The sequence below is a fragment of the Kitasatospora sp. NPDC059327 genome (assembly GCF_042752535.1).
Lineage (GTDB): Bacteria > Actinomycetota > Actinomycetes > Streptomycetales > Streptomycetaceae > Kitasatospora.
The window spans coordinates 1-19718 of record NZ_JBHYYB010000014.1 but is presented as its reverse complement, the minus strand read 5'-3'; the positions used below and the strand labels follow the sequence as shown (position 1 = coordinate 19718).

At 74.7% G+C, this 19718-nt stretch carries 13 protein-coding genes and 1 pseudogene; 3 read left to right on the top strand and 11 right to left on the bottom strand.

Going from position 1 to position 19718, the window contains the following annotated elements:
* Positions 1–45: 45 nt before the first annotated feature.
* The 4 genes from ACFXHB_RS11410 to ACFXHB_RS11395 form a co-directional block, all read right to left on the bottom strand.
* The gene (locus tag ACFXHB_RS11410) at positions 46–1191 is read right to left on the bottom strand and encodes an alcohol dehydrogenase catalytic domain-containing protein (RefSeq protein WP_380573743.1); all 1146 of its coding nucleotides are present in this window, start codon (positions 1189–1191) and stop codon (positions 46–48) included.
* Positions 1188–2219, bottom strand: a complete 1032-nt coding sequence (locus ACFXHB_RS11405; protein WP_380573742.1) for an ROK family protein — start codon at positions 2217–2219, stop codon at positions 1188–1190. The genes ACFXHB_RS11410 and ACFXHB_RS11405 overlap by 4 nt, the downstream gene beginning before the upstream one ends.
* Positions 2216–3436: a sedoheptulose 7-phosphate cyclase gene (locus tag ACFXHB_RS11400; protein WP_380573741.1), complete on the bottom strand. Its 1221-nt coding sequence runs from the start codon at positions 3434–3436 to the stop codon at positions 2216–2218. The genes ACFXHB_RS11405 and ACFXHB_RS11400 overlap by 4 nt, the downstream gene beginning before the upstream one ends.
* Positions 3437–3738: 302 nt before the next feature.
* Positions 3739–4197: a MarR family transcriptional regulator gene (locus ACFXHB_RS11395; RefSeq protein ID WP_380573739.1), complete on the bottom strand. Its 459-nt coding sequence runs from the start codon at positions 4195–4197 to the stop codon at positions 3739–3741.
* Between the two features lie 168 nt (positions 4198–4365).
* On the opposite strand from ACFXHB_RS11395, the gene ACFXHB_RS11390 reads away from it, so the two are divergent.
* The 3 genes from ACFXHB_RS11390 to ACFXHB_RS11380 all read left to right on the top strand — a co-directional run bounded on the left by ACFXHB_RS11390 (position 4366) and on the right by ACFXHB_RS11380 (position 8292).
* A complete protein-coding gene (locus tag ACFXHB_RS11390; protein ID WP_380573737.1) occupies positions 4366–5601 on the top strand; it encodes an MFS transporter in 1236 nt (411 codons plus the stop codon).
* Between the two features lie 406 nt (positions 5602–6007).
* A complete protein-coding gene (locus ACFXHB_RS11385; protein ID WP_380573736.1) occupies positions 6008–7105 on the top strand; it encodes a transposase in 1098 nt (365 codons plus the stop codon).
* A gap of 128 nt (positions 7106–7233) precedes the next feature.
* A complete protein-coding gene (locus tag ACFXHB_RS11380; protein ID WP_380573734.1) occupies positions 7234–8292 on the top strand; it encodes an FAD-dependent monooxygenase in 1059 nt (352 codons plus the stop codon).
* A gap of 9 nt (positions 8293–8301) precedes the next feature.
* On the opposite strand, the gene ACFXHB_RS11375 is transcribed toward ACFXHB_RS11380, so the two are convergent.
* The 7 genes and pseudogenes from ACFXHB_RS11375 to ACFXHB_RS11345 form a co-directional block, all read right to left on the bottom strand.
* Positions 8302–9099: a thioesterase II family protein gene (locus ACFXHB_RS11375; RefSeq protein WP_380573732.1), complete on the bottom strand. Its 798-nt coding sequence runs from the start codon at positions 9097–9099 to the stop codon at positions 8302–8304.
* 277 nt (positions 9100–9376) lie between these two features.
* Positions 9377–11143: an FAD-dependent monooxygenase gene (locus ACFXHB_RS11370; RefSeq protein ID WP_380573731.1), complete on the bottom strand. Its 1767-nt coding sequence runs from the start codon at positions 11141–11143 to the stop codon at positions 9377–9379.
* A 2-nt stretch (positions 11144–11145) separates the two neighbouring features.
* The gene (ubiG, locus tag ACFXHB_RS11365) at positions 11146–11919 is read right to left on the bottom strand and encodes a bifunctional 2-polyprenyl-6-hydroxyphenol methylase/3-demethylubiquinol 3-O-methyltransferase UbiG (protein WP_380573730.1); all 774 of its coding nucleotides are present in this window, start codon (positions 11917–11919) and stop codon (positions 11146–11148) included.
* A gap of 10 nt (positions 11920–11929) precedes the next feature.
* Positions 11930–13771, bottom strand: a complete 1842-nt coding sequence (asnB, locus tag ACFXHB_RS11360) for an asparagine synthase (glutamine-hydrolyzing) (protein ID WP_380573729.1) — start codon at positions 13769–13771, stop codon at positions 11930–11932.
* A gap of 121 nt (positions 13772–13892) precedes the next feature.
* Complete coding sequence (locus ACFXHB_RS11355) at positions 13893–14405, bottom strand: SRPBCC family protein (protein WP_380573728.1); 513 nt, start codon at positions 14403–14405, stop codon at positions 13893–13895.
* 65 nt (positions 14406–14470) lie between these two features.
* Complete coding sequence (locus ACFXHB_RS11350; RefSeq protein WP_380573727.1) at positions 14471–15157, bottom strand: class I SAM-dependent methyltransferase; 687 nt, start codon at positions 15155–15157, stop codon at positions 14471–14473.
* Between the two features lie 124 nt (positions 15158–15281).
* Positions 15282–19565 (bottom strand): annotated as a pseudogene (locus ACFXHB_RS11345) (alpha/beta fold hydrolase); the annotation flags it as partial.
* Positions 19566–19718: the final 153 nt, after the last annotated feature.

Genomic DNA, 19718 nt, shown 5'->3' with positions numbered 1-19718 from the left:
CGAGGCCGTGCGCGGGGCCTTGCGCGGGGTCTGTCACTGGGCCGGTCACGGGGCCTCCAGGGGCGACGGCGGCGGGGCGAACCGCACCGCGAGTTTGATGAGCCGGCGACCGGCGACGGTCCGCGCCCGGCTCGCCGACAGGTCGTTCATGATCCGGGCGGCCTCCGACAGGCCCACCACATGGGTCACCAGGTCGCGGTAGGAGGCCGGGTCCCGGGACAACTCGGCCGCCGCCTCGGCGAGATGGTCGTTGCCCACGCCGCGGTGACCGGTCAGCCGGACGGGTCGGCCGGTGGTGGTGACCACCTCGGTGAAGGCGGGCGGCACCGGGAACCCGGCGCAGTTGGCGGCCCGGACGGCGGCCAGGTCGACGCCCGGCAGCGGCGTGCCGGCCGCGCCGGGAGGCAGGCCGCCGAACAGGTCGACGGTCAGCCGGCCGCTGTCGAGGCGCAGGGCGGACTCCAGCGCGCTCACGGTGGCGTCGCGCGGTGTCGCGAGCAGTGCCGCGGTCGGCTCCGGGCCGAGCGGGGGCAGCCCACCCGGCTCCCCGTGCAGCAGCGACTCGACCCCGGGCCCGGTCCGCCGGGCGCTCCAGTCCAGCCCGGCGGGAGTGTGGTGCACCAGCAGGACCCGGCGCACGCCCACCAGCCAGCGGCGGGCGGCGCGCACCGCGAGCTGCCCGATGGTGCCGTCGCCGTAGACCACCAGGGTGCGCGGGCGGGCCGTGGCCAGCAGGGCGAAGGCGTACCGGACGGCGGCCAGCGGCTCGATCAGCGTGCCGAGCACCGCGTCGGGCGGCCGCTCCAGCGGCACCACGAGGCCGCCCCGCACGGCGGTCGCGGGGATCAGGGTGCGCTCCTGCAGCAGGCCGTCGACGGTGTGTCCGAGCAGGAAGGACGGGTCCGACCGGTGGGTCGGGTTGACCACGACCGGGGTGCCCGGGCGCAGGGCGTCCGGGGTGTCCGCACCGGCGGCGACCACCCGGGCGATGCCCTCGTGGCCGATCACCGGTGCCGGGTCGTCGCGCAACCCGCGCAGCATCTGGATGTCCGTCCCGCACAGCCCCGCCACCTGGGTGGCGACCAGCAGCTCGCCCGGTCCGGGGGCCCGGGTGGGGCGCGGCCGCAGCCGTACCCGGCCCGACTCGCGGACCAGCGCCCGGTGCTCCAAAGCGGGGCCGGCCGGGCTCATGCCGGCACCCCGGCGCAGGCCGCGATCCCCGCCCCGGCCAGGCTGTCGGCCTCCCCGGGGCCGGTGACGGTGATCCGCCGGTCGACCCAGTCGGGGGCGCGCTCGCTGGTCAGGTACAGCCCCTGCCGGGTGAGGTGCCCCATCAGGGCGCGCCGGTAGTGGGGGCCCAGGCCGTGGACCACACCGCCGGTCAGGACCACTTCGTCCAGCTCGGGGTCGAGGCACAGGGCGGTGCGCAGGACGGCGGCGACGGGGGCCGTCACCGCGTCCAGCAGTTCGGCGGCCGGCTCGTCACCGTCGTCCAGTGCCGCGCGCAGCGCCGGTTCGAAGCCGGTGCCGCCGGCCGTCAGCCGGGCGAGTCGGGAGGCCGCCCAGCGGGCCGGTTCCCGCCGGGCGAGGGCCCGCGCCATCCGGGCGATGCCGGGGCCGGAGGCGTACGCGGCCAGGTGTCCGGTGCTCCCGCAGTCGCAGTCCAGGGTGACCGGACGCCCGGCCAGTTCGGCGGTGGCCGGCAGGTGGCCGATCTCGCCCTGCAACCCGCAGCCGTCCACCGGGATCCGGCGCCGGCGCTGGTCGATGACCCGGCAGGCGATGCCCGAGCTGACGGTGGCCAGCAGCACCTTGCGGTGTGCGTCGCGGTCGGCGGCCGAGGCGGCGTGCAGGAGCGCGGCCGTGACGTCGTTGACGATGTGCCACCGGACGTCGGAGCGCCGGGCGGCCAGCGCCGCCCGCAGGTCGTACGGCTCGCTGTGGCCGCCCCAGAGCGGCGCCGAGGCGTAGACGATGCCGGAGCGGTGGTCGAGCGCGGCTCCGAAGGAGAGGCCGACGACGGCGTCCGGCGTCCGGGGCACGGCGTCGCACAGGTCCCGGACCATCATGTCCTGGAGTTCGGCGACGGTGGCGCCGGGGAAGCGCCTGAAGCTGGGGGAGGGGCGCGAGGTGCGGGCGCTCAGCTCGCCCGGGCGCAGCCACCGTGCCTGCCGGATGTGCGTTCCGCCGACGTCGAACACGGTGATGGCGGTGCTCATACCGCCGCGCCGACGAGCTCGCCGGTCGCGGCCCTCGTCCAGGCGCCGACGAACTCCAGGGCCCGGCCGAGTTCTTCCGGGGTCAGGTCGTCGGCGAAGACGACGGAGCCGATGCCCCGGGTGAGGGGGACGCGCTGGAACCCGTCGCGGTGCTTGACGGCGTCGGCGAGCGCCTCCTCCAGGAGCTCCTGGGTGAAGATCGGGTGCGAGACGGGGAGCCGGAAGCCCTGGAGGAGTCTCAACGCCCGGTCCGTGTCGCTCCTCGCGAGGTGGCCGCGCAGGTGGGCGAGGGCCAGGCAGATCGCCATGTCGACGGCGACGGCCTCGCCGTGCAGCAGCGGCGGGTCGGCGCGCAGCTCCAGCGACGGGCTGAAGGTGTGGCCGTAGTCGACGGACCGCTCCAGCACCTGCTCCCAGAGGTTGGGCTCCAGCTCGTCGAGCATGCCGGAGATCGCGCGGGACAGCAGCTCGCTCACCGCCGAGCCGCAGCCGGCCAGGGTGTCGGGGGTGATGGAGCCGACCGTCGCCTCCAGGAGGTCGAACAGGACGGCGTCCTTGACCAGCGCCATCTTGACGATCTCGGCGATGCCGTTGGCCACGTGGCGGGGCTCGACGGTGCGCAGGAACGCCGGGTCGATCAGGGCGACGTCCGGTGCGAAGTAGGCGCCGAGGCGGTTCTTGTGGTGGCCGTGGTTGATCCCGGTCTTCACGCCGATCCCGGCGTCGATCTGGCCGACCAGCGTGGTCGGCACGCGGACGTAGGGCACGCCGCGGCGGTACATGCTCGCGGCGAAGCCGACGATGTCCAGGACCACTCCGCCGCCGACGGCGACCACCTTCTCGGCGCGGCGCAGGATGCCCATCCGGGACATCGCCTCGGTGACGTGGACGGCCTGTTCCAGGGACTTCGCGTCCTCGTCGCCCTGGACGACCTGCCAGGTCGCGTCGATCCGCCAGCGGTCGAAGTACTCCTGGAACCGGTCGTGGTAGAGGCGGTCGACGACGGGGTCGATCGCCAGGAGGCAGCGGAGCGGACGTCCCTGGCCGCCGCAGGCGCGGGCGAGGGCGGGGTTGTCGGGATCCAGCAGCCCGCGCACCATGCTGACGCTGTAGGAGACGGGCTGCTCGGCCCGGACGTGCCAGTGCAGTCCGGGTGGTTTGGGCAGGTCGGCCACCGGGTTCAGGCCGACGGGGCGGGGCATTGCGGTACCAGACATGACAAGACCTCCGTGAGGGCCATCGAGCTGGGGAACGCGCGGCGCGGAAGGGCATCGCAGGGGCGCGGTGGAGAGTCCGCCGGTCCGCCCGTCAGGGTCGAACGCTAGTGCGCCGTGCGCATGCATCGCAACGTGACAGGGCTCACATTAGATGTATACAGATTCATATTTCTTGGGTGTTCCGAGGCCGTGAAATCGGGGCGTGCCGACGGGGCCGCCGGGGAACCGGGGAACGGCGCGGCGGCCCCGTCCGCCGGTGGGAGACCTTCGGGCGGGGCCGCCGGGTGGGGCGGGCGGGGCGTTCAGTCCATCGGGACCGCGGGCGCGTACCGCAGCCGGGCCACCAGCGAGGCGGTCGAGTCGTCCAGCGCGGCCGTGTCGAGCGCCTCGGTCAGGGCCTTGCGCAGGGTCCGCTGCGCCGCGTCGGCCACCTGCCGGCCGGCCTCGGTGACCTGGACGTCCACCCCGCGCTTGTCGTCGGCGGCGCTGCGCCGGGTGACCCACTCGGCGTCCTCCAGGCGGGCGACCATGCGGCTGACGGCCGGCTGATTGGCGCCCAGGGCCTTCACGAGGTCGGACATCCGCAGCGTGCCGTCCCGCCGCTCCGTCAGGGAGAGCAGCAGCAGGAGTTCGTTCATGGAGACCCCGTGGCCGCGGGTCAACCGCCGGCCCGCGGTCGCGTTGACCTGCTCCGTCAGGCGGGTGAGCCGTCGCCAGACGGCGATCTCGTCCCGCTCGCTCCCCGGTCCCCAAGTCTCCATCGACGCGGCCCCTCACTGAGTCCTTCGAAACGTTCCACGTGCACGTCCGTAACCATTGCTCAGCGTAACTCCTTGCGCAGTTGACCGCTTCGGTGCCTTCGTCCATTATCTACATGCAATCGCATGCATCTTGATTCCACTGGCTTCCTACGAAAGGCTTGGGTCGCCATGCCACTCCCCCTCCTGGCCCTGATGCTCGGGGTCTTCTGCGTGGGCACGGCCGAGGTCGTCATCGCGGGGATCCTGCCCGAGATGTCGGCCAGCCTGGACGTGTCCATCCCGACGGCCGGTCTGCTGGTCACCGGCTACGCGCTCGGGGTGACCATCGGCGGTCCGATCATCACCCTGCTGACCACCAAGTGGTCCCGCAAGACCCTGCTGCTCGGCCTGATGGGCGTCTTCATCGCCGGCAACATCGTCGCCGCGCTGGCCCCCAGCTACCCGATGCTGATGGGAGCGCGCGTCTTCACGTCGCTCAGCCACGGCACCTTCGCCGCCGTGGCCTGGCACGTCGCCGCCCTGATGTCCCCGCCGGACAAGCAGGCGACCGCGATGGCCAAGATCGCGCTGGGCTTCAACTTCGCCAATGTGCTCGGCTCCCCGATCGGCACCTTCATCGGGCAGCACTTCGGCTGGCGGTCCACCTTCGTGTACGTGACGGTCTTCGCGGTGCTCTGCCTCCTGCTCATCTCCGTGTTCGTCCCGGGCACCCTGTCCACGGAGAGCGGCTCGTCGGCCGAGGGGAGCACCTCGCTGCGCGACCAGATGAAGGTGTTCCGCCAGGGAAGCCTCCAACTCTCCATGCTGATCACCGTGCTGGCCCAGGGCGCGGTCTTCACCACCTCGACCTACCTGGCGCCGCTGCTCCGCGACATCGGCCACTTCGCGCCCGCCATGGTCGGCATCCTGCTGATCGTCTTCGGCATCGGCTCGGTCCTGGGCAACATCCTCGGCGGCCGCGCCGCGGACGCCGACGTGATGCGCGGTGTGCTGCGCGCCCAGACCGCGCTGCTGGCCGCACTGCTGCTCTTCTGGGTCGCCGCGCCCCACCAGATCCCCGCCGTCGTCGCGCTCTTCCTGTTCGGCGCCGCCGGGTTCTCCATCATCCCGGCGCTCCAGGCGCGGATCCTCGCGGTGGCCGCCGCCGCGCCGGCCCTCGCGCTGTCGGCCAACGTGTCGGCGTTCAACCTGGGCAACGGGCTCGGCGCTTGGCTCGGCGGCGCGACCATCGACCTCGGCTACGACAGCCGGGCGGTGACCCTGACCGCCGCCCTCGCCACCGCGATCGCCCTGCTCCTCTCACTGGCGATGTGGGCCCGCGGCCGCCGCCGGTCCCCGGCGCCGCTCCCCGCGCCCGGCGCCGCCGACGCCGCCGAAGCCGCGCTCGCCCAGAAGACGGCGTAGTCGCGCCGACGGCCGGCCGGGCCCGGCCCGCGCGGCCGCTCCGGCCGCCGGGGGGCGGGTGGGGCGAGCACGGGCCCGGCCCGGCCCGCGAAGCGCCGGTGGGTCCCGGGCGGCCCCCGCGGCCGGCTCCTCGTCACCGGTCCCGCCCGAGGGCCGCGGTGACCGTCCGCCGGAGGGCCGGAGCGACCACCCGCCGACGGCGTCGGAACAACGGAATAGGCCGGCCCGCGCGACCGTTCACCGCTGGTACGGACACGACCCTCAGGTGCCCGAGGAGCCGGCCGGGCGGCGCCGCACCGACGACGGTCCGCCGCCCGGCCGACTCCTCGGGCGCGCACGGGACGGCCGACGGCGCGCGCTTCACGCCGGATCCGTCACAACGACGCCATCAGTGGGGGGATTTCCCATGCGCCCCGTCCCGCACGCCCTGCCGACCGGGAGGCCGGTCGGGCCGCGACCGCCCGTGCGGACCGGCCCGCGGAGCAGCACCGTCCTGGACGAGCTGTCCGAGGTGCTCTTCGCCGCGTTGCCCCGCAGTGACCAGCGGGCCAAGGGCGCCCTGTACCTGCGCGGGTTGATCGCGGCGGAGGGCCGCAAGTCGATCCGGAACATCGCCGCGCAGGTCGGCGGCCCCGAACTGGCGCAGAGCCTGCACCACTTCATCGCCTCCTCGACCTGGGACTGGGAGCCGGTCAGCCGGGCCCTGCAACGCCACGCCGACGACGAACTGCGGTTCACCGGCTGGGTGGTGCACGCCCGTCCGGTCCCCAGGAGGGGCCGGCAGGCCGTCGGCGTGTGGGGGGTGGCCAGTGACGTCACCGTGCCCGTGCGGTGGCACCTGCTGCGGGCCGGCGACGAGGCCGCCGACTGCGTGGTGGCGGCGAGCCGGGTGTGCGACCGGAGCACGATCGGGCCCCGCCCGGTCGTCCTGGACCTCCCGGGGGCGGACCTGCGGCCGGTGTTCGACCGGTACGCGCGGGAGGGTGCCCCGCTGCTGGCCGCCGTGCCCGGCAGCCTGCCGGTGCTGGACCTCGGGCCGGGGCGCGGCTCCCGCCCGTCGCCCGCGGCCCGGGTGCTGCGGCTCAACCGGATGGTCCGCCGGCCCGCGGAGTGGACGGACCCGGCGACGGGTGCGCTGCGCCGCAGCCTGGTCGGTGGCGTGCTGGTCGAGTGGGGCGGTCACCCGCTGCTGCTGGTGGGGCAGTGGGACGGCGGGCAGGAGCAGCCGGTCCGGTGCTGGCTGACCAATCTGACGGCGACACCGCTGGGCGTACTGCTGCGGCTCGCCCAGTTCACCCGGCGCGTCGAGCGGGACCAGGCCGGGTCCGCGTCGCACGTGGGGGCGCTCGACGACTACGAGGGGCGCGGGGCCGACGGCTGGCACCGGCACATGACGCTGGCGGCGGCCGCGCACGTGGCCCAGGTGCTCGCCGCCGCGAGGGCCCGGGTGCGTCCGTGGACCCACTGCATGGTCTCCATGGAGCGGATGGGCCATCAGCTGTGAACGGTACGAATCGGATGCTGCGCGGTTCAAACATTCTTCTTCGCCATGTGTCAGCTGTCCGGGAGGTCCTGACAAAGGCACCGTGACCGGATCGCCCGTGCCACCCCGCGCGAGCCATCATCGGACTTATGCGAATTCTGGTTGCCGGCGGTGGCATCAGCGGTCTGGCCACGGCGGTCGCGCTGGGATCGAGGGGGCATCACGTCCTCGTCCTGGAACAACGGCCGGTCTTCACCGAGAGCGGGGCGGGCGTCCGGCTGGCGCCGCCCGCCTTCCGGCTCCTGGACCGGCTCGGAGTCGGCGAGGCCGTGCGCGACCGGTCGCTGGCGATCGACGAGCTCCGGGTCATGAACGGGTCGACCGGGGAGCCGGTCACCTCGGTGCCGCTGCCCGGCGCGGTCCGCGCGGTCCACGCGACGGCCCACCGGCTGGACGTGTACGAGCCGCTGCTCGAAGCCTGCTGGGAGCTGGACGCCGTCCAACTGCGGGCGGACAGCCGGGTGATCGGCTACACCGAGCACGGCGAGTCGGTGGTGGTGGCGCTCGCCGACGGGCGCAGCGTCACGGGGGACGCCCTGGTCCTCACGGACGGCGCCCGCTCCGCCGCCCGCGAGGACCTCTCCGGCGAGGACGCGTCCCGCGACGGCGGCGAACCGGCGGAGCGGGTCGCGGTCTACCGCACCGTCGTCCCGATGGAGCTGGTGCCCGGCCGCTGGCAGGACGGCGCGGCCACCTGCTGGGTGGCCGCGCACTGGCACGTCTCGCACTACCCGTTGCCCGACGCCCGGTACCTGAGCCTCTCCGCCACCCGCCACCGGCACGCCGGCGGGGACCTCGCCGGCGCCCGGGTGGACCTGGAACACGTGCTCGGGGCCTTCCCGGACATCGGCTACGCCGCCCGCAACGTCCTCACGATGGGCCGGCACTGGCGCGCCTGGACGGTCCCCACCCGGCGGGCCGCGGCGGCCCGGGTGTCCGGCCGGGTCGCGCTGGTGGGGGAGGCCGCGGAACCGGCGCGCCCGCTGGAGGTGTCGGGCGTGCACCAAGCCCTGGACGACGCCGTCGGCCTCGGCCGCTCGTGGGACGCCGCGGGCGGGGACGTACGGCGGTGGCTCGCCGACTACGGCACCCGGCACGGTGAGCGGGCTCCCGGCGTCCAGGTGGGGTGCGGGGCCGGATGCCGCTAGCGCGCGGCGTCAGGCCGGCGTCCCCAGGGCGGCAGGGGCCTCGACCGCACCGAGGGCGTCGAGGACGAAGCCGGAGACAAGGCCGGACAGCCGCTGCCAGTGGTCGACGACGAAGAAGTGGCCGCCGTCGAGCACCTCCCACCGGAAGGCGCCGGTGGTGTGCGCGGCCCAGGCCGCCGTGTCGTCGACACCGGTCCAGCGGTCGGCGTCGCCGGTCAGCGCCAGCAGCGGGGCGGTCAGCACGGAGTCGGCCGGGCAGGTCCAGCGCTCCACGGCGGTGTAGTCGCCGCGCAGCGCCGGGAGGATCATCCGGACGACCTCCTCGTCGGCGAGCAGGCTGCTGTGGGTGGCGCTCAGCTCGCGCAGCTCGGCGATCAGCCCGGAGTCGTCCCGCAGGTGGACGGTGTCCTCCCGGTGCACGGACGGGGCCCGGCGGCCCGAGACGACCACGGCGAGCGGTGCCCGGCCGGCCGCCTCCAGCCGGCGGGCCACCTCGAAGGCGAGCAGCGCGCCCATGCTGTGGCCGTAGAGGGCGAGCGGGCGTCCGTCGGAGGGCAGCGCCCGGTGGATCCGGTCGGCGTACTCGGTGAGGTCCTCGATCGGCGGCTCGGCGCGGCGGTCCTGGCGCCCCGGGTACTGGGCGGTCAGCACGTCGAAGCGCTCGGCCAGCGCGGTCGCGAGCGGGCGGAAGAAGCTGGCGGATCCGCCGGCGTGCGGGAGCAGGACCAGCCTGGGGGCGTCGGCCGGCGCCGGGTGGAAGCGGCGCATCCAGCGGGCGTCGCCGGTGCCGGGGTCGGTCACGGCCATGGGGGTGTCCTCGGTGGTGAGTGGTCGGGTGACGGTCGGTCGGGTGACGACCGGGGGCCGGGGGGGGGCCGGCGGGGGGGGGGGGGGCCGGGGGGGGGGGGGGGGGGGGGGGGGGGGCGGCTGGGGGGGGGGGGCCACCACCCGGGGGCGGGAGCGCGCCGGCGGCGCCGGCCGGGCCCTGGGGGGTGGCCGGGGTGGTTGGGGGTGGGGTGAGGGGGGGGGGGGTGCCGCCGGGGGGCGGGGGGGCCCCGCGGGGGGGGGGGCCGCCCGGCGGAGGTCAGGCCGTCGGTGCGGCGGGCGACTGGAGCAGGGTCGCCAGCACCTTGGGCAGGTCGCCGGCCGAGGAGGCCGTCCGGGCGCGCCAGGCGACATGCCCGTCCGGGCGGACCAGGACGCCACCGTCCGCGTCGACCTCGCGCTGCCGCTCCCACGCCCCGTACGGGTCGCGCAGGCCCTCGGCGGCGCCGATCGTGCGGACCGTGACGGGCACCCCGGTGAGCCGGGCGGCCTCGCGGGCCGCGTCGTGCCAGCCGTCCCCGCCACGACCGGTGAGCAGCACGAAGCGGCCCCGGCCGACCACGTCCAGGGTGGAGCGGCGGCGCCCGCCGTCCTCCAGCCAGGCGTGCGGCAGACGCGCGCCCGGCCAGGTGGTGGCCCGGTAGTACAGCTCCGGGTCCCGGTCGTCGACCGGCTCGGCGGTGCCGTCGTCCACCCGGGCGCCGTCGCGGTAGCGGTAGCCGATCTCGACGCCGTGCGCGTTGACCTGGTAGTTGATCCGGTCGGTGGCGGCGGCCAGCGCGGCGCGCCGGGCGGCCGCCTCCTCGGTGTCGTCGGCGAGGCCGCGCAGCAGCTCCCACTGCTCGGCCGGGCTCTGCCCCGCGGCGAAGCCCAGCGCCGCCGGGATGCCGAGGAAGTCGAGCATGCTGCGCACCGCGCGGTCGACGATCTGCCCGCCGACCGGCAGCCGCTCGGTCTGGTAGGTGTCCAGCAGGGCGGCGGAGGCCGTGCCGTCGAGGACGAGCTTCAGCTTCCAGGCGAGGTTGAAGGAGTCCGCGACCGCCGAGTTGAGCCCGAGCCCGTTGGTCGGCGGCATCTGGTGCACCGCGTCGCCGACGCAGAACACCCGGCCGTTCCCGTAACGGGGGGCGACGACCGCGTTGACCTCCCACGGCGAGACGTTCTTGATCCGGACCTCGACGGACGGGTCGCCGATGCTCTCGCGGATGTGCGCGAGGATCTCCTCGTGGTCGTCCCGGTCGAACTCGACGCCGTGGTCGAGGAAGCGCAGGTAGACCCACTCGGTCCAGGGGCGGATGCTGACGAACACCCGGCCGTCCTCCGGCGGGTTGCCGGGGACGGCGCCCATGTAGAGGATCGCGGGGCGGTCGGCGCAGTAGGCCGTGAGGTCCGCCTCGAACCAGACCGAGGCCACCTTGGCCAGCCCGGTGGCGCCCTCCACGGTGAGCCCGGCCTGCTCCATCACCCGGCTCTTGGCGCCGTCGGCGCCGATCACGTAGTCGGCCCGGACGCTGTACTCCAGGCCGGACTGCCGGTCGGCGATCACCGCGGTGACCCCGTCCTCGTCCTGCTCCAGGCTCAGGAACTCCTGGCCGAACCGGAGTTCGCCGACCCCGGCCTGCCGGACCTGCTCGACCAGCAGCGGCTCCAGCCGGTGCTGCGCGAGGTTGCACATCGTGCTCGGGCTGGCCGCGAGGTAGTCGCCGATCCGGTCCGGGCCGTTGCCGTACGCGTCCAGCCGGCTCACCTCGGGGCCGGCGAAGGTCGACATGAAGACGTGGTTGGCCAGCAGCGGACTCGGCGTCGCCTCGGCCAGCACCTCGTGCTCGACGCCGAGGTCGCGCAGGATCTCGCCGGTGCGCTGGTTCAGCAGGTGGGCGCGCGGGGTGTGCGCGGTGCCCGGGTACTTGCCGACCAGCAGGTGCGGTACGCCGTAGCGGGAGAGCGCCAGCGAGGCGGTGAGGCCGGCCGGGCCGGCGCCGACGATCAGTACCGGCACCCGGACGTCGGGGGTGGGGGTCGCCATGGTCAGTTCGCCGCCTTCCGTGCGTAGCCGGCGTAGATCACCGACGTGTCCTTGTGAACGCCGAGCTGGAACTGCCGCCCCAGCTCGCCGTAGCTGATCTCGCCCCGGGCACGTCGGCGCATCGCCTTGAACAGCTCCAACTGCGGCCGGGTGGAGGCGAATCCGACGAGGTCCTGATTGGCCAGGCCGTACTTGCGGAAGACGGCGTGCAGCTCGGCCGGCTTGATGAAGCTGGCCCAGTCGTGCAGGTCCTTGGGCGCGAAGCTGACGGACTTCCAGTCCTGCGCCATCTTGATCATCGCGAGCTTGGACCGGAAGGTCCGGTTGATCGTGTCGTACAGGTAGTGGCCGCCGGGCTTGAGCACCCGGACGGCCTCGGAGACCGACCGGTCCACCGACGTGACGTGCTCCAGGGTGTCGCAGCAGTAGACGAAGTCGAACGTGGCGTCCGGGAAGGGCAGTTCCTCGGCGAAGCCCTGCTGGTACTCGATCTCCAGGCCGGACGCGCGGGCGTGCTCGCCGGCCGCCGCCAGCGACGGGCCGGACGGGTCCATCCCGGTCACCGTGCAGCCGGCCTTGGCGAAGTGCTCGGCGAGCAGACCGCCGCCGCACCCCACGTCGAGCACCCGCAGGCCCTTGAGGTCCAGCCGCAGCCGGTTGGTCAGCACGTCGTGGAAGTAGTCGAACCGGGCGGGGGTGAACGCCTCCAGCGTGGCGAACGGCTGGTCGTCGTCCCACCAGGAATGGGTGTTGTAGACGTCGTTGTCGACGGGCATGGCGGGCTCCTCAGGAGGTCTTGACGGTCGGGCGGTAGAGGTCGAGCCAGACGGCCAGGTCGAGGACGCGTTCGAACGCCTCCCGCTCGTCCCGGTCGACGGCCTCCGGCGGTGCGCCGGCGGCCCCGGCGAGTGCGGCGCGGTCGAAGAGCTCCACCGCCGCGTGGTCCCCGGACAGCAGCTCGCCCACCTGGCGCTGCAACGCGCCGACGTAGGCGAGCTGCTGGGTGTGCGGGTAGAGCGCCTTGCGCCGCTCCACCACCGAGCTCGGCAGGATGTCCCGCACCGCGGCGCGCAGCAGGCTCTTCTCCCGGCCGTCGAAGGTCTTCATCGCCCAGGGCGTGTTGTACACGTACTCGACCAGGCGGTGGTCGCAGAACGGCACCCGCACCTCCAGGCCGACCGCCATGCTCATCCGGTCCTTGCGGTCCAGCAGCAGGCCCAGCAGGCTGGTCAGGTGCACGTGGCAGAACTCGCGCATCCGCCGCTCGTGCGCGTCCTCGCCCGGTACCACCGGTATCGCGGCCACCGACTCGGTCCAGCGCTGCGCCCAGTAGCCGGGGACGTCCAGCGTCTTCAGCAGCAGCTCGGGGTCGATCAGCTTGGTGGGGTGCTTGCGCGGGCCGAGGCCGGAGGCGGTCACCCACGGGAACATCGGGACCTCCTGCACGGGCGGCAGGTGGAACCACGGGTAGCCGCCGAAGATCTCGTCGGAGGACTCGCCGGAGAGCGCGACCGTCGAGTGCTCGCGGATCGCCTTGAACAGCAGGTACAGCGAGTTGTCCGCCTCGCCGAAGCCGAACGGGAGGTCCCGGGCGGTCACCGTCGCCCGGCGCACCGCCGGGTCGGCCAGCGCCTGGTGGTCGAGCCGGATGTCGTGGTGCAGCGTGCCGACGTGCTCGACCACCTCACGGGCGAACGGGGCGTCCTGCGAGCCGCGCAGGTCGTCCGGCCGGAACGCGTCCGACTGGTCGAAGTCGACGGTGAAGGTGCGCACCCGCTCGCCCTCGGCGGCGAGCCGGCGGCCGGCCAGGGCCGTCAGGGCGCTGGAGTCGAGGCCGCCGGAGAGCAGCACGCACTGCGGCACGTCGGCCACCAACTGCCGGGCGACGCTGTCCTCCAGCAGCTCGCGGACGTGCCGGACGGTGGTCTCGGTGTCGTCGCGGTGCTCGGCCGCCTCCAGGCGCCAGTACACGTGCTCGCGCAGCCCGGAGCGGTCGAAGGTGACCATGGTGCCGGGCTTCACCTCGTGCATGCCCGACCAGACCGCGCGGCCGGGGGCCTTGACGAAGCCGAACATCTCGCGCAGGCCGTCGGCGTCCACCACCGGGTCCACCGACGGGTGGGCGAGCAGGGTCTTCGCCTCCGACCCGAACAGCACGCCGTCCGCGGTGGGGTAGTAGTAGAGCGGCTTGATGCCCAGGCGGTCCCGCAGCAGCACCAGCTTCTCCACGCGGCCGTCCCAAATGCCCAGCGCGTACATGCCGTTGAGCCGGTCGGCGACTCCCTGCCCCCACTCCAGGTAGCCGCGGAGCACCACCTCGGTGTCGCTGGAGGTGCGGAACTCGTGCCCCCGGCGGCGGAGTTCGTCCCGCAGCTCGGTGAAGTTGTACGCCTCGCCGCTGTACGTCATCACGACCGGACCGTCCGGCGTCTCGACCACCATCGGCTGCACGCCGCCGGCGAGGTCGATGATGGAGAGCCGGCGGTGGCCCAGCGCGGCGTGGCGGGACAGCCAGGTGCCGCCGGCGTCCGGACCGCGGCAGATCATGGTGTCGGTCATCGCGCTCAGGGCGGGGAGTTCACGTTCGAGGTCGAGCTGGAAGGAGATCCAGCCGGCGATCCCGCACATACGGGTCTTCTTTCGTTCGGGGTTCGGCGGTCCGGGGGTTCCGGGCTTCTCGGGGGTTCCGGGGCTTTCGGGGGTTCCGGGCTTCTCGGGTTCGGTGGTGCCGGAGGAAGGGGCGGAGGGGTCAGTCGCCCGCGGACCGGTGCAGCCCGGCCATGTAGGCGGGCAGGCCGTCGATGTGCGAGCGGCCGGTGGGGGCGAAGAAGAAGCGGTCCAGCGGGCCCGCCAGGAACGACCACGGGCGGTTCAGCTCGGCCGCCCAGCGCCAGCTGAACCGGGCGCCGGTCTCGGTCGGCTCGACCACGTAGTCCTCCACCAGGTGGCGGAAGATCGGGCGGGTCCCCTCGGTCGCGGTGAAGGTCTTGCGGGTGCCCTCCTCCCAGCGGTAGAAGCGCTCGCGCAGGACGAGGTCGCTCTCCATCTCGATCTCCCGGGTGGTGCCGACGCCGAACGGCCGGGGCGACGTCCAGGTGAGCCGGCGCATCCCCTTGGTCCAGCTGGACACGCCGTCGCCGGTCAGGGCCGCCCAGGTCTCCTCCGCGGAGAACGGCACCTCGACGGAACGGGCGTGGTACAGCGGGGCCGTGGCGAACAGCGAGTCGTCGGCCTCCTCGATCGGATACCAGCGTGTGGCCATGGCGTCGGGTCCTTTCCGGAACGGTTCTGGGTGGTGCGGGGGTGGGGCGGGAGAGCGGGTGGGCGTCAGGCCTTGCGGGCCCGGAAGAGGCCGACGCAGCCGCGGACGACCAGGTCGAAGTCGTCGAAGTTCTGCTTGAGCTGGTCGCGCAGGTCCTCCAGGTCGTCCTGGTCGTTGTGGAAGACGCCCTTCTTGTTGAGGTCGTTCATCAGCCAGCGGCCGGCGCCGGTGACCGGGACGCCCTGGGAGAGGATCGTGCTGCCGAACACCGTGCCGCCGGGCTTGACCGTCGCCGCCGCGTGCCGGATGGCCACGCCCTTCTCGCGCAGGCTGCCGGGGACGCAGTGCAGCAGGAAGCTGAGGGCGGCCGAGTCCTGGCTCTCCGCGGCCACCGGCAGCGGCTCCAGGGCGTTGGCGACCACCTTGGTGGTCCGGAAGTGCGCGAGCCGCTCCGCGGTGAAGTCGAGCGTGGCGGGGTTGAGGTCGGCCAGCGTGATGTGCGGGTTCGAGACCGGGAACCTGGTGTTCGACACCAGGTAGCCGGTGCCGACGCCGATCTCCAGGTGCTTCGCGCCGACGCAGCTGTTGTACATCTGCAGGAAGTTCCTCGGCGAGCAGCGCCAGAACAGCGGCGCGCTGCCCCGGAACACCAGCAGGTCGTAGAAGTGCAGCGCACGGCGGTGGTAGGCGGCCTGGCCGTCCAGGACGGCCTGGTCCACGGAGCCGTGCTGCGGGTCGTGGTCGTTGCTCATGGTCTGCTCACCCTCGGTCGGGAACGGATACGCGGTGCGGTCCGGCTCGGTGCGGTCCGGCTCGGTGTGGTGCTGGGCCGTGCGGTGCTGGGTGGTGCGGTGTTGTGCGGTGCGGCCGGGACGGTCAGGTGGACGCCCCGGCGAGGTGGTCGAGGACGGCCCGCATGGTGGCGGGGCCGTGCTCGCCGGTCATGGTGAAGTGGTCGCCCGGCACCTCGGCCTCGGTGTGCGGCACCGGCCAGGAGGCCTGCCAGCCGTCGGCCGGGAACCCGGGCAGGGGCCGGGCCGCGCGGAGCTGGAGCGTCGGGGTGGCCAGCGGCGCCGGCTCCCAGGCGGCGAAGAGCCGGGCGTAGCCACCCGTCGCGGTGAGGCAGGCGTCGTCCAGCAACTGCTCCGGTGCGAGGCGGCCGTCCGCCAGCTGACGGGCGATCTCCGCCTGGATGCGGGGGAGCGTCGCGCTGCCGGGCCGGTAGCTGTCCAGCAGGACGAGCGCCGCGGGGGAGGTGCCGAGCTTCTCCAGGTGAGCCGCCACCGCGTGCGCGATCCAGCCGCCGGCGGAGTGGCCCAGGAGCGCGAACGGCTCTCCGGCGGCCAGCCGTTCGACGTCCTCGGCGTGCAGGCGTACCAGCGCGTCGAGGTCGGCGGGCAGCGGTTCCCCGGCGACGAAACCGGGGGCGGGCAGCGCCCACAGCTCGTGGCCGCCGCGCGCGGCGGCGGCCAGCCGGGCGTACTGGTGGGCGCCGGAGCGGGTCGCGAAGGACGGGAAGCAGAAGAACCGCGGGGCTGCCGGGCCCTGGGCGAGCCGGACCGGAGCGGGGCGGGCGGCGGGGCCCGGCGGGGTGTCGAAGGTCTCCCGGAACCGGGAGACGGCCGTGAGGAGTTCGCCGAACTCGGCGAACCGGCCGAGTTCGGCGGCGCGCGGCGCCAGCGAGGCCAGCAGGCCGTCCGCCGGGGTGTCCGGTGAGGTGGGCGCGGCGTCCAGCTCGGCCCGCAGCCGGGCGGTGAGCGCGTCGAGCGTCGGGTGCTCGAAGACCGCCGTGGGGGGCAGGGTGAGGCCGGTGGCGGCCAGCAACGCGGTGCTCAGCTCAGTGGCGGCCAGCGAGTCGAAGCCCAGCTCCGGCAGGCTCAGCTCGGTGTCCAGCTCGTCGGCAGAGGTGTGACCGAGCGCGGCGGCGACCTGGCCGGCGACCAACTCCCGCAGAACGGAGTCGCGTTCGGCCGGACCGAGGGCCGCGAGCCGCTCCCGCAGCCGGGCGGGGGCGTCCTCCTCGACCGCTCGGCCGGTGGCCGGGGCGGCGTCGGGCTCCTCCGGCGCGGTGGCGGGCCGCTCCGCCGGGGCGGCCGGGGCGGCGGCGTCGGGCCAGAAGCGCCGGTGCTGGAACGCGTAGGTGGGCAGGGCGACGGTGCCCGCCCCGGCGCGGCCGAGCACGGCCTCCCAGTCGACCGGGACCCCGCGGACGTGGGCGTGGGCGAGCGCCGTCAGCGCGCTCTCCGGCTCCGGCCGGCCGCGCCGCAGCAGCGGCACCGCCGCCGGGGCGGGCACCTGGTCGGCCAACGCCCCCCGGGTCAGGGCGGACAGCACGCCGCCGGGGCCGAGTTCGAGGAAGGTGGTCACGCCGTCCGCCGCCATCCGGCGCACGCCGTCGTGGAACCGCACCGTCTCCCGGATGTGCCGCACCCAGTACTCCGGTGTGCCGGTCTGCTCGGCGGTGGCGCGCTCGCCGGTCAGGTTGGACAGCAGCCGGATCCGCGGCGCGCGGTACGTCAGCTCACCCGCCACCGCGTGGAAGCGCGCCAGCACACCGTCCATCAGCGGCGAGTGGAACGCCCGGGTGACCCGCAGCCGCTTGGTCCGGCGGCCGCGTGCGGCGAGCACGGCCGCGACCTCGTCGACGGCCTCGGCCAGCCCGGACAGCACGACGGCACGGGGCCCGTTGACGGCGGCGAGGCCCAGCTGCTCCTCCCGGCCGACCAGCAGCGGCAGCACCTCGTCCTCGGCCGCCTCGACGGCCACCATCGCGCCCCCGGCCGGGGTGGCCTGCATCAGCCGGCCGCGAGCGGCGACCAGCCGGCAGGCGTCCTGCGGGGTCAGCACGCCGGCCGCGCAGGCCGCCGCCAGTTCGCCGATCGAGTGGCCACCGACGTAGTCGGGCGTCACGCCCCAGGATTCGAGCAGACGGAACGTCGCCAGGCCGACGGCGAAGAGTCCGGCCTGGGTGAACACCGTCTCGTCCAGCAGGGCGGCCGCGGGGCTGCCCTCGGGGGCGAACAGGACGTCGCGCAGCGCGGGGCGCCCGGGCTCCGCGAGCTGGTGGTCCAGCAGCTCGCACAGCTCGTCCAGGGCTCGGGCGAAGACGGGGTGCGCCGCGTGGAGGCCGCGGCCCATGCCGGGCAGCTGGCTGCCCTGGCCGGGGAACAGGAAGCCGACCCGGCCGGCCGCCGCCGTGCCCCGGACCAGCCCCGGCGCCGCCGTTCCGGCCGCGAGCGCGGGCAGGCCGGCGGCCAGCTCGGCGAGGTCGCGGCCGAGCAGGACGGCGCGGCGCGGCAGGGCGGACCGGGTGAGTGCCAGCGCGCGGCCGACGGCGGCGGGATCGAGGCCGGGCGCCTCGTCGAGGTGGGCGCGCAGGCGCTCCGCCTGGCCGCGCAACGCTGCCTCGCCGCGGGCCGAGACCGGCCAGAGGAGGAGCGGCCGCTGCTCGGCCGTCGGGGCCTGGGCCGAGGGCCCGGGCGTCGGCGGGGCGGCGTCGTCGTGGGCGGCCGCGGGCTCCGCCGGGGCCTGTTCGAGCACGACGTGGGCGTTGGTGCCGCTGATGCCGAAGGCGGAGACGCCGACGCGGCGGGGGCGGCCGTGCTCCGGCCAGGCCACCGACTCGGTGAGCAGGGCGATCCCTCCCGCCTCCCAGTCCACGTGCGGGGTGGGGGCGTCGGTGTGGAGCGTGGGCGGCAGGACGCCGCGCTCCATCGCCATCACCATCTTGATCACGCCGGCCATTCCGGCGGCGGCCGCGGTGTGGCCGATGTTCGACTTCACCGAGCCCAGCCTGAGCGGCTGTTCGGCCGGCCGGTCCCGCCCGTACGTGGCGATCAGCGCCTCGGCCTCGATCGGGTCCCCGAGCGGCGTTCCCGTCCCGTGTGCCTCGACCGCGTCCACCTCGTGCGCGGTCAGCCGGGCGTTGGCCAACGCCTGCCGGATGACCCGCTGCTGGGACGGTCCGTTCGGCGCGGACAGCCCGTTGCTGGCGCCGTCCTGGTTGGTGGCCGAGCCGCGGACCACGGCGAGCACCGGGTGGCCGTTGCGGCGGGCGTCGGACAGCCGCTCCAGCAGCAGCACCCCCGCCCCCTCGCCCCAGGCGGTGCCGTCGGCGGCGGCGGCGAAGGGCTTGCAGCGCCCGTCCGGGGCCAGGCCCCGCTGCCGGCTGAAGCCGATGAACGCCTGCGGGGTGGAGAGCACGGTGACGGCACCCGCGAGGGCGAGCGTGCTCTCGCCCGACCGCAGCGACTGGCAGGCCAGGTGCAGGGCGACCAGCGAGGACGAGCAGGCGGTGTCCACCGTGACGGCCGGTCCCTCCAGGCCGTAGGTGTAGGCGAGCCGGCCGGAGATGACGCTGGCCGCGTTGCCGGTCAGCAGGTAGCCCTCCAGGCCTTCCGCCGCGCCCTGCGCCAGCAGGTGGTAGTCCTGGCCGCTGCTGCCGGCGAACACGCCGGTGCGGCTGCCGCGCAGACTGTCCGCGGTGATGCCGGCCCGTTCGAAGGCCTCCCAGGAGGTCTCCAGCAGCAGCCGCTGCTGCGGGTCCATGGCGAGTGCCTCGCGCGGGCCGATGCCGAAGAACGCGGCGTCGAAGCCGTCCGCGTCGTGCAGGAAGCCGCCCTCGCGGGTGTAGGAGCGGCCGGGACGGTCCGGGTCGGGGTCGTAGAGGTTGTCGAGGTCCCAGCCCCGGTTGACGGGGAACGGCGTGATCGCGTCCCGGCCGTCCGCGACCAGCTCCCAGAGCTGTTCGGGGCTGCGGACCTCGCCGGGGAACCGGCAGGCCATGGCGACGACGGCGATCGGCTCGTCGTCGCCGACGGCCGACGCCGGCCCGGGTACCGCGTCGGCGGGTTCGACGGCGGTGTCGAGCAGCCGACCGTGCAGGTGGCCGCTCAGGGCCTCGGGGGTCGGGTGGTCGAAGGCGACGGCGGCCGCGAGCCGCAGGCCGGTGGCGGCGTTCAGCCGGTTGCGCAGTTCCACGGCGGTGAGCGAGACGAAGCCCAGCTCGTGGAAGGAGCGCCCGGACGCGATCGGATCGCCGAGGCCCAGGACGGCGGTCGCGTGGGACCGCACCAGGTCGAGCAGCAGCTGCTCGCGGTCGGGCCCGGACAGCCCGTCCAGCCGTCGACGCAGCTCCGTCCCCGCCGAGGCCGCCGCGCCGTCCTCCGGTGCGTCGACCGGGGCGCTCGTGCCCGCAGTGTCCACCCAGTAGCGGCGACGCTGGAAGGGGTAGGTGGGGAGGTCGGGGTGGTGGCCGGGGTGGAGGAGGGGGGTCCAGTCGATGGGGTGGCCGTGGGTGTGGAGGTGGGCGGC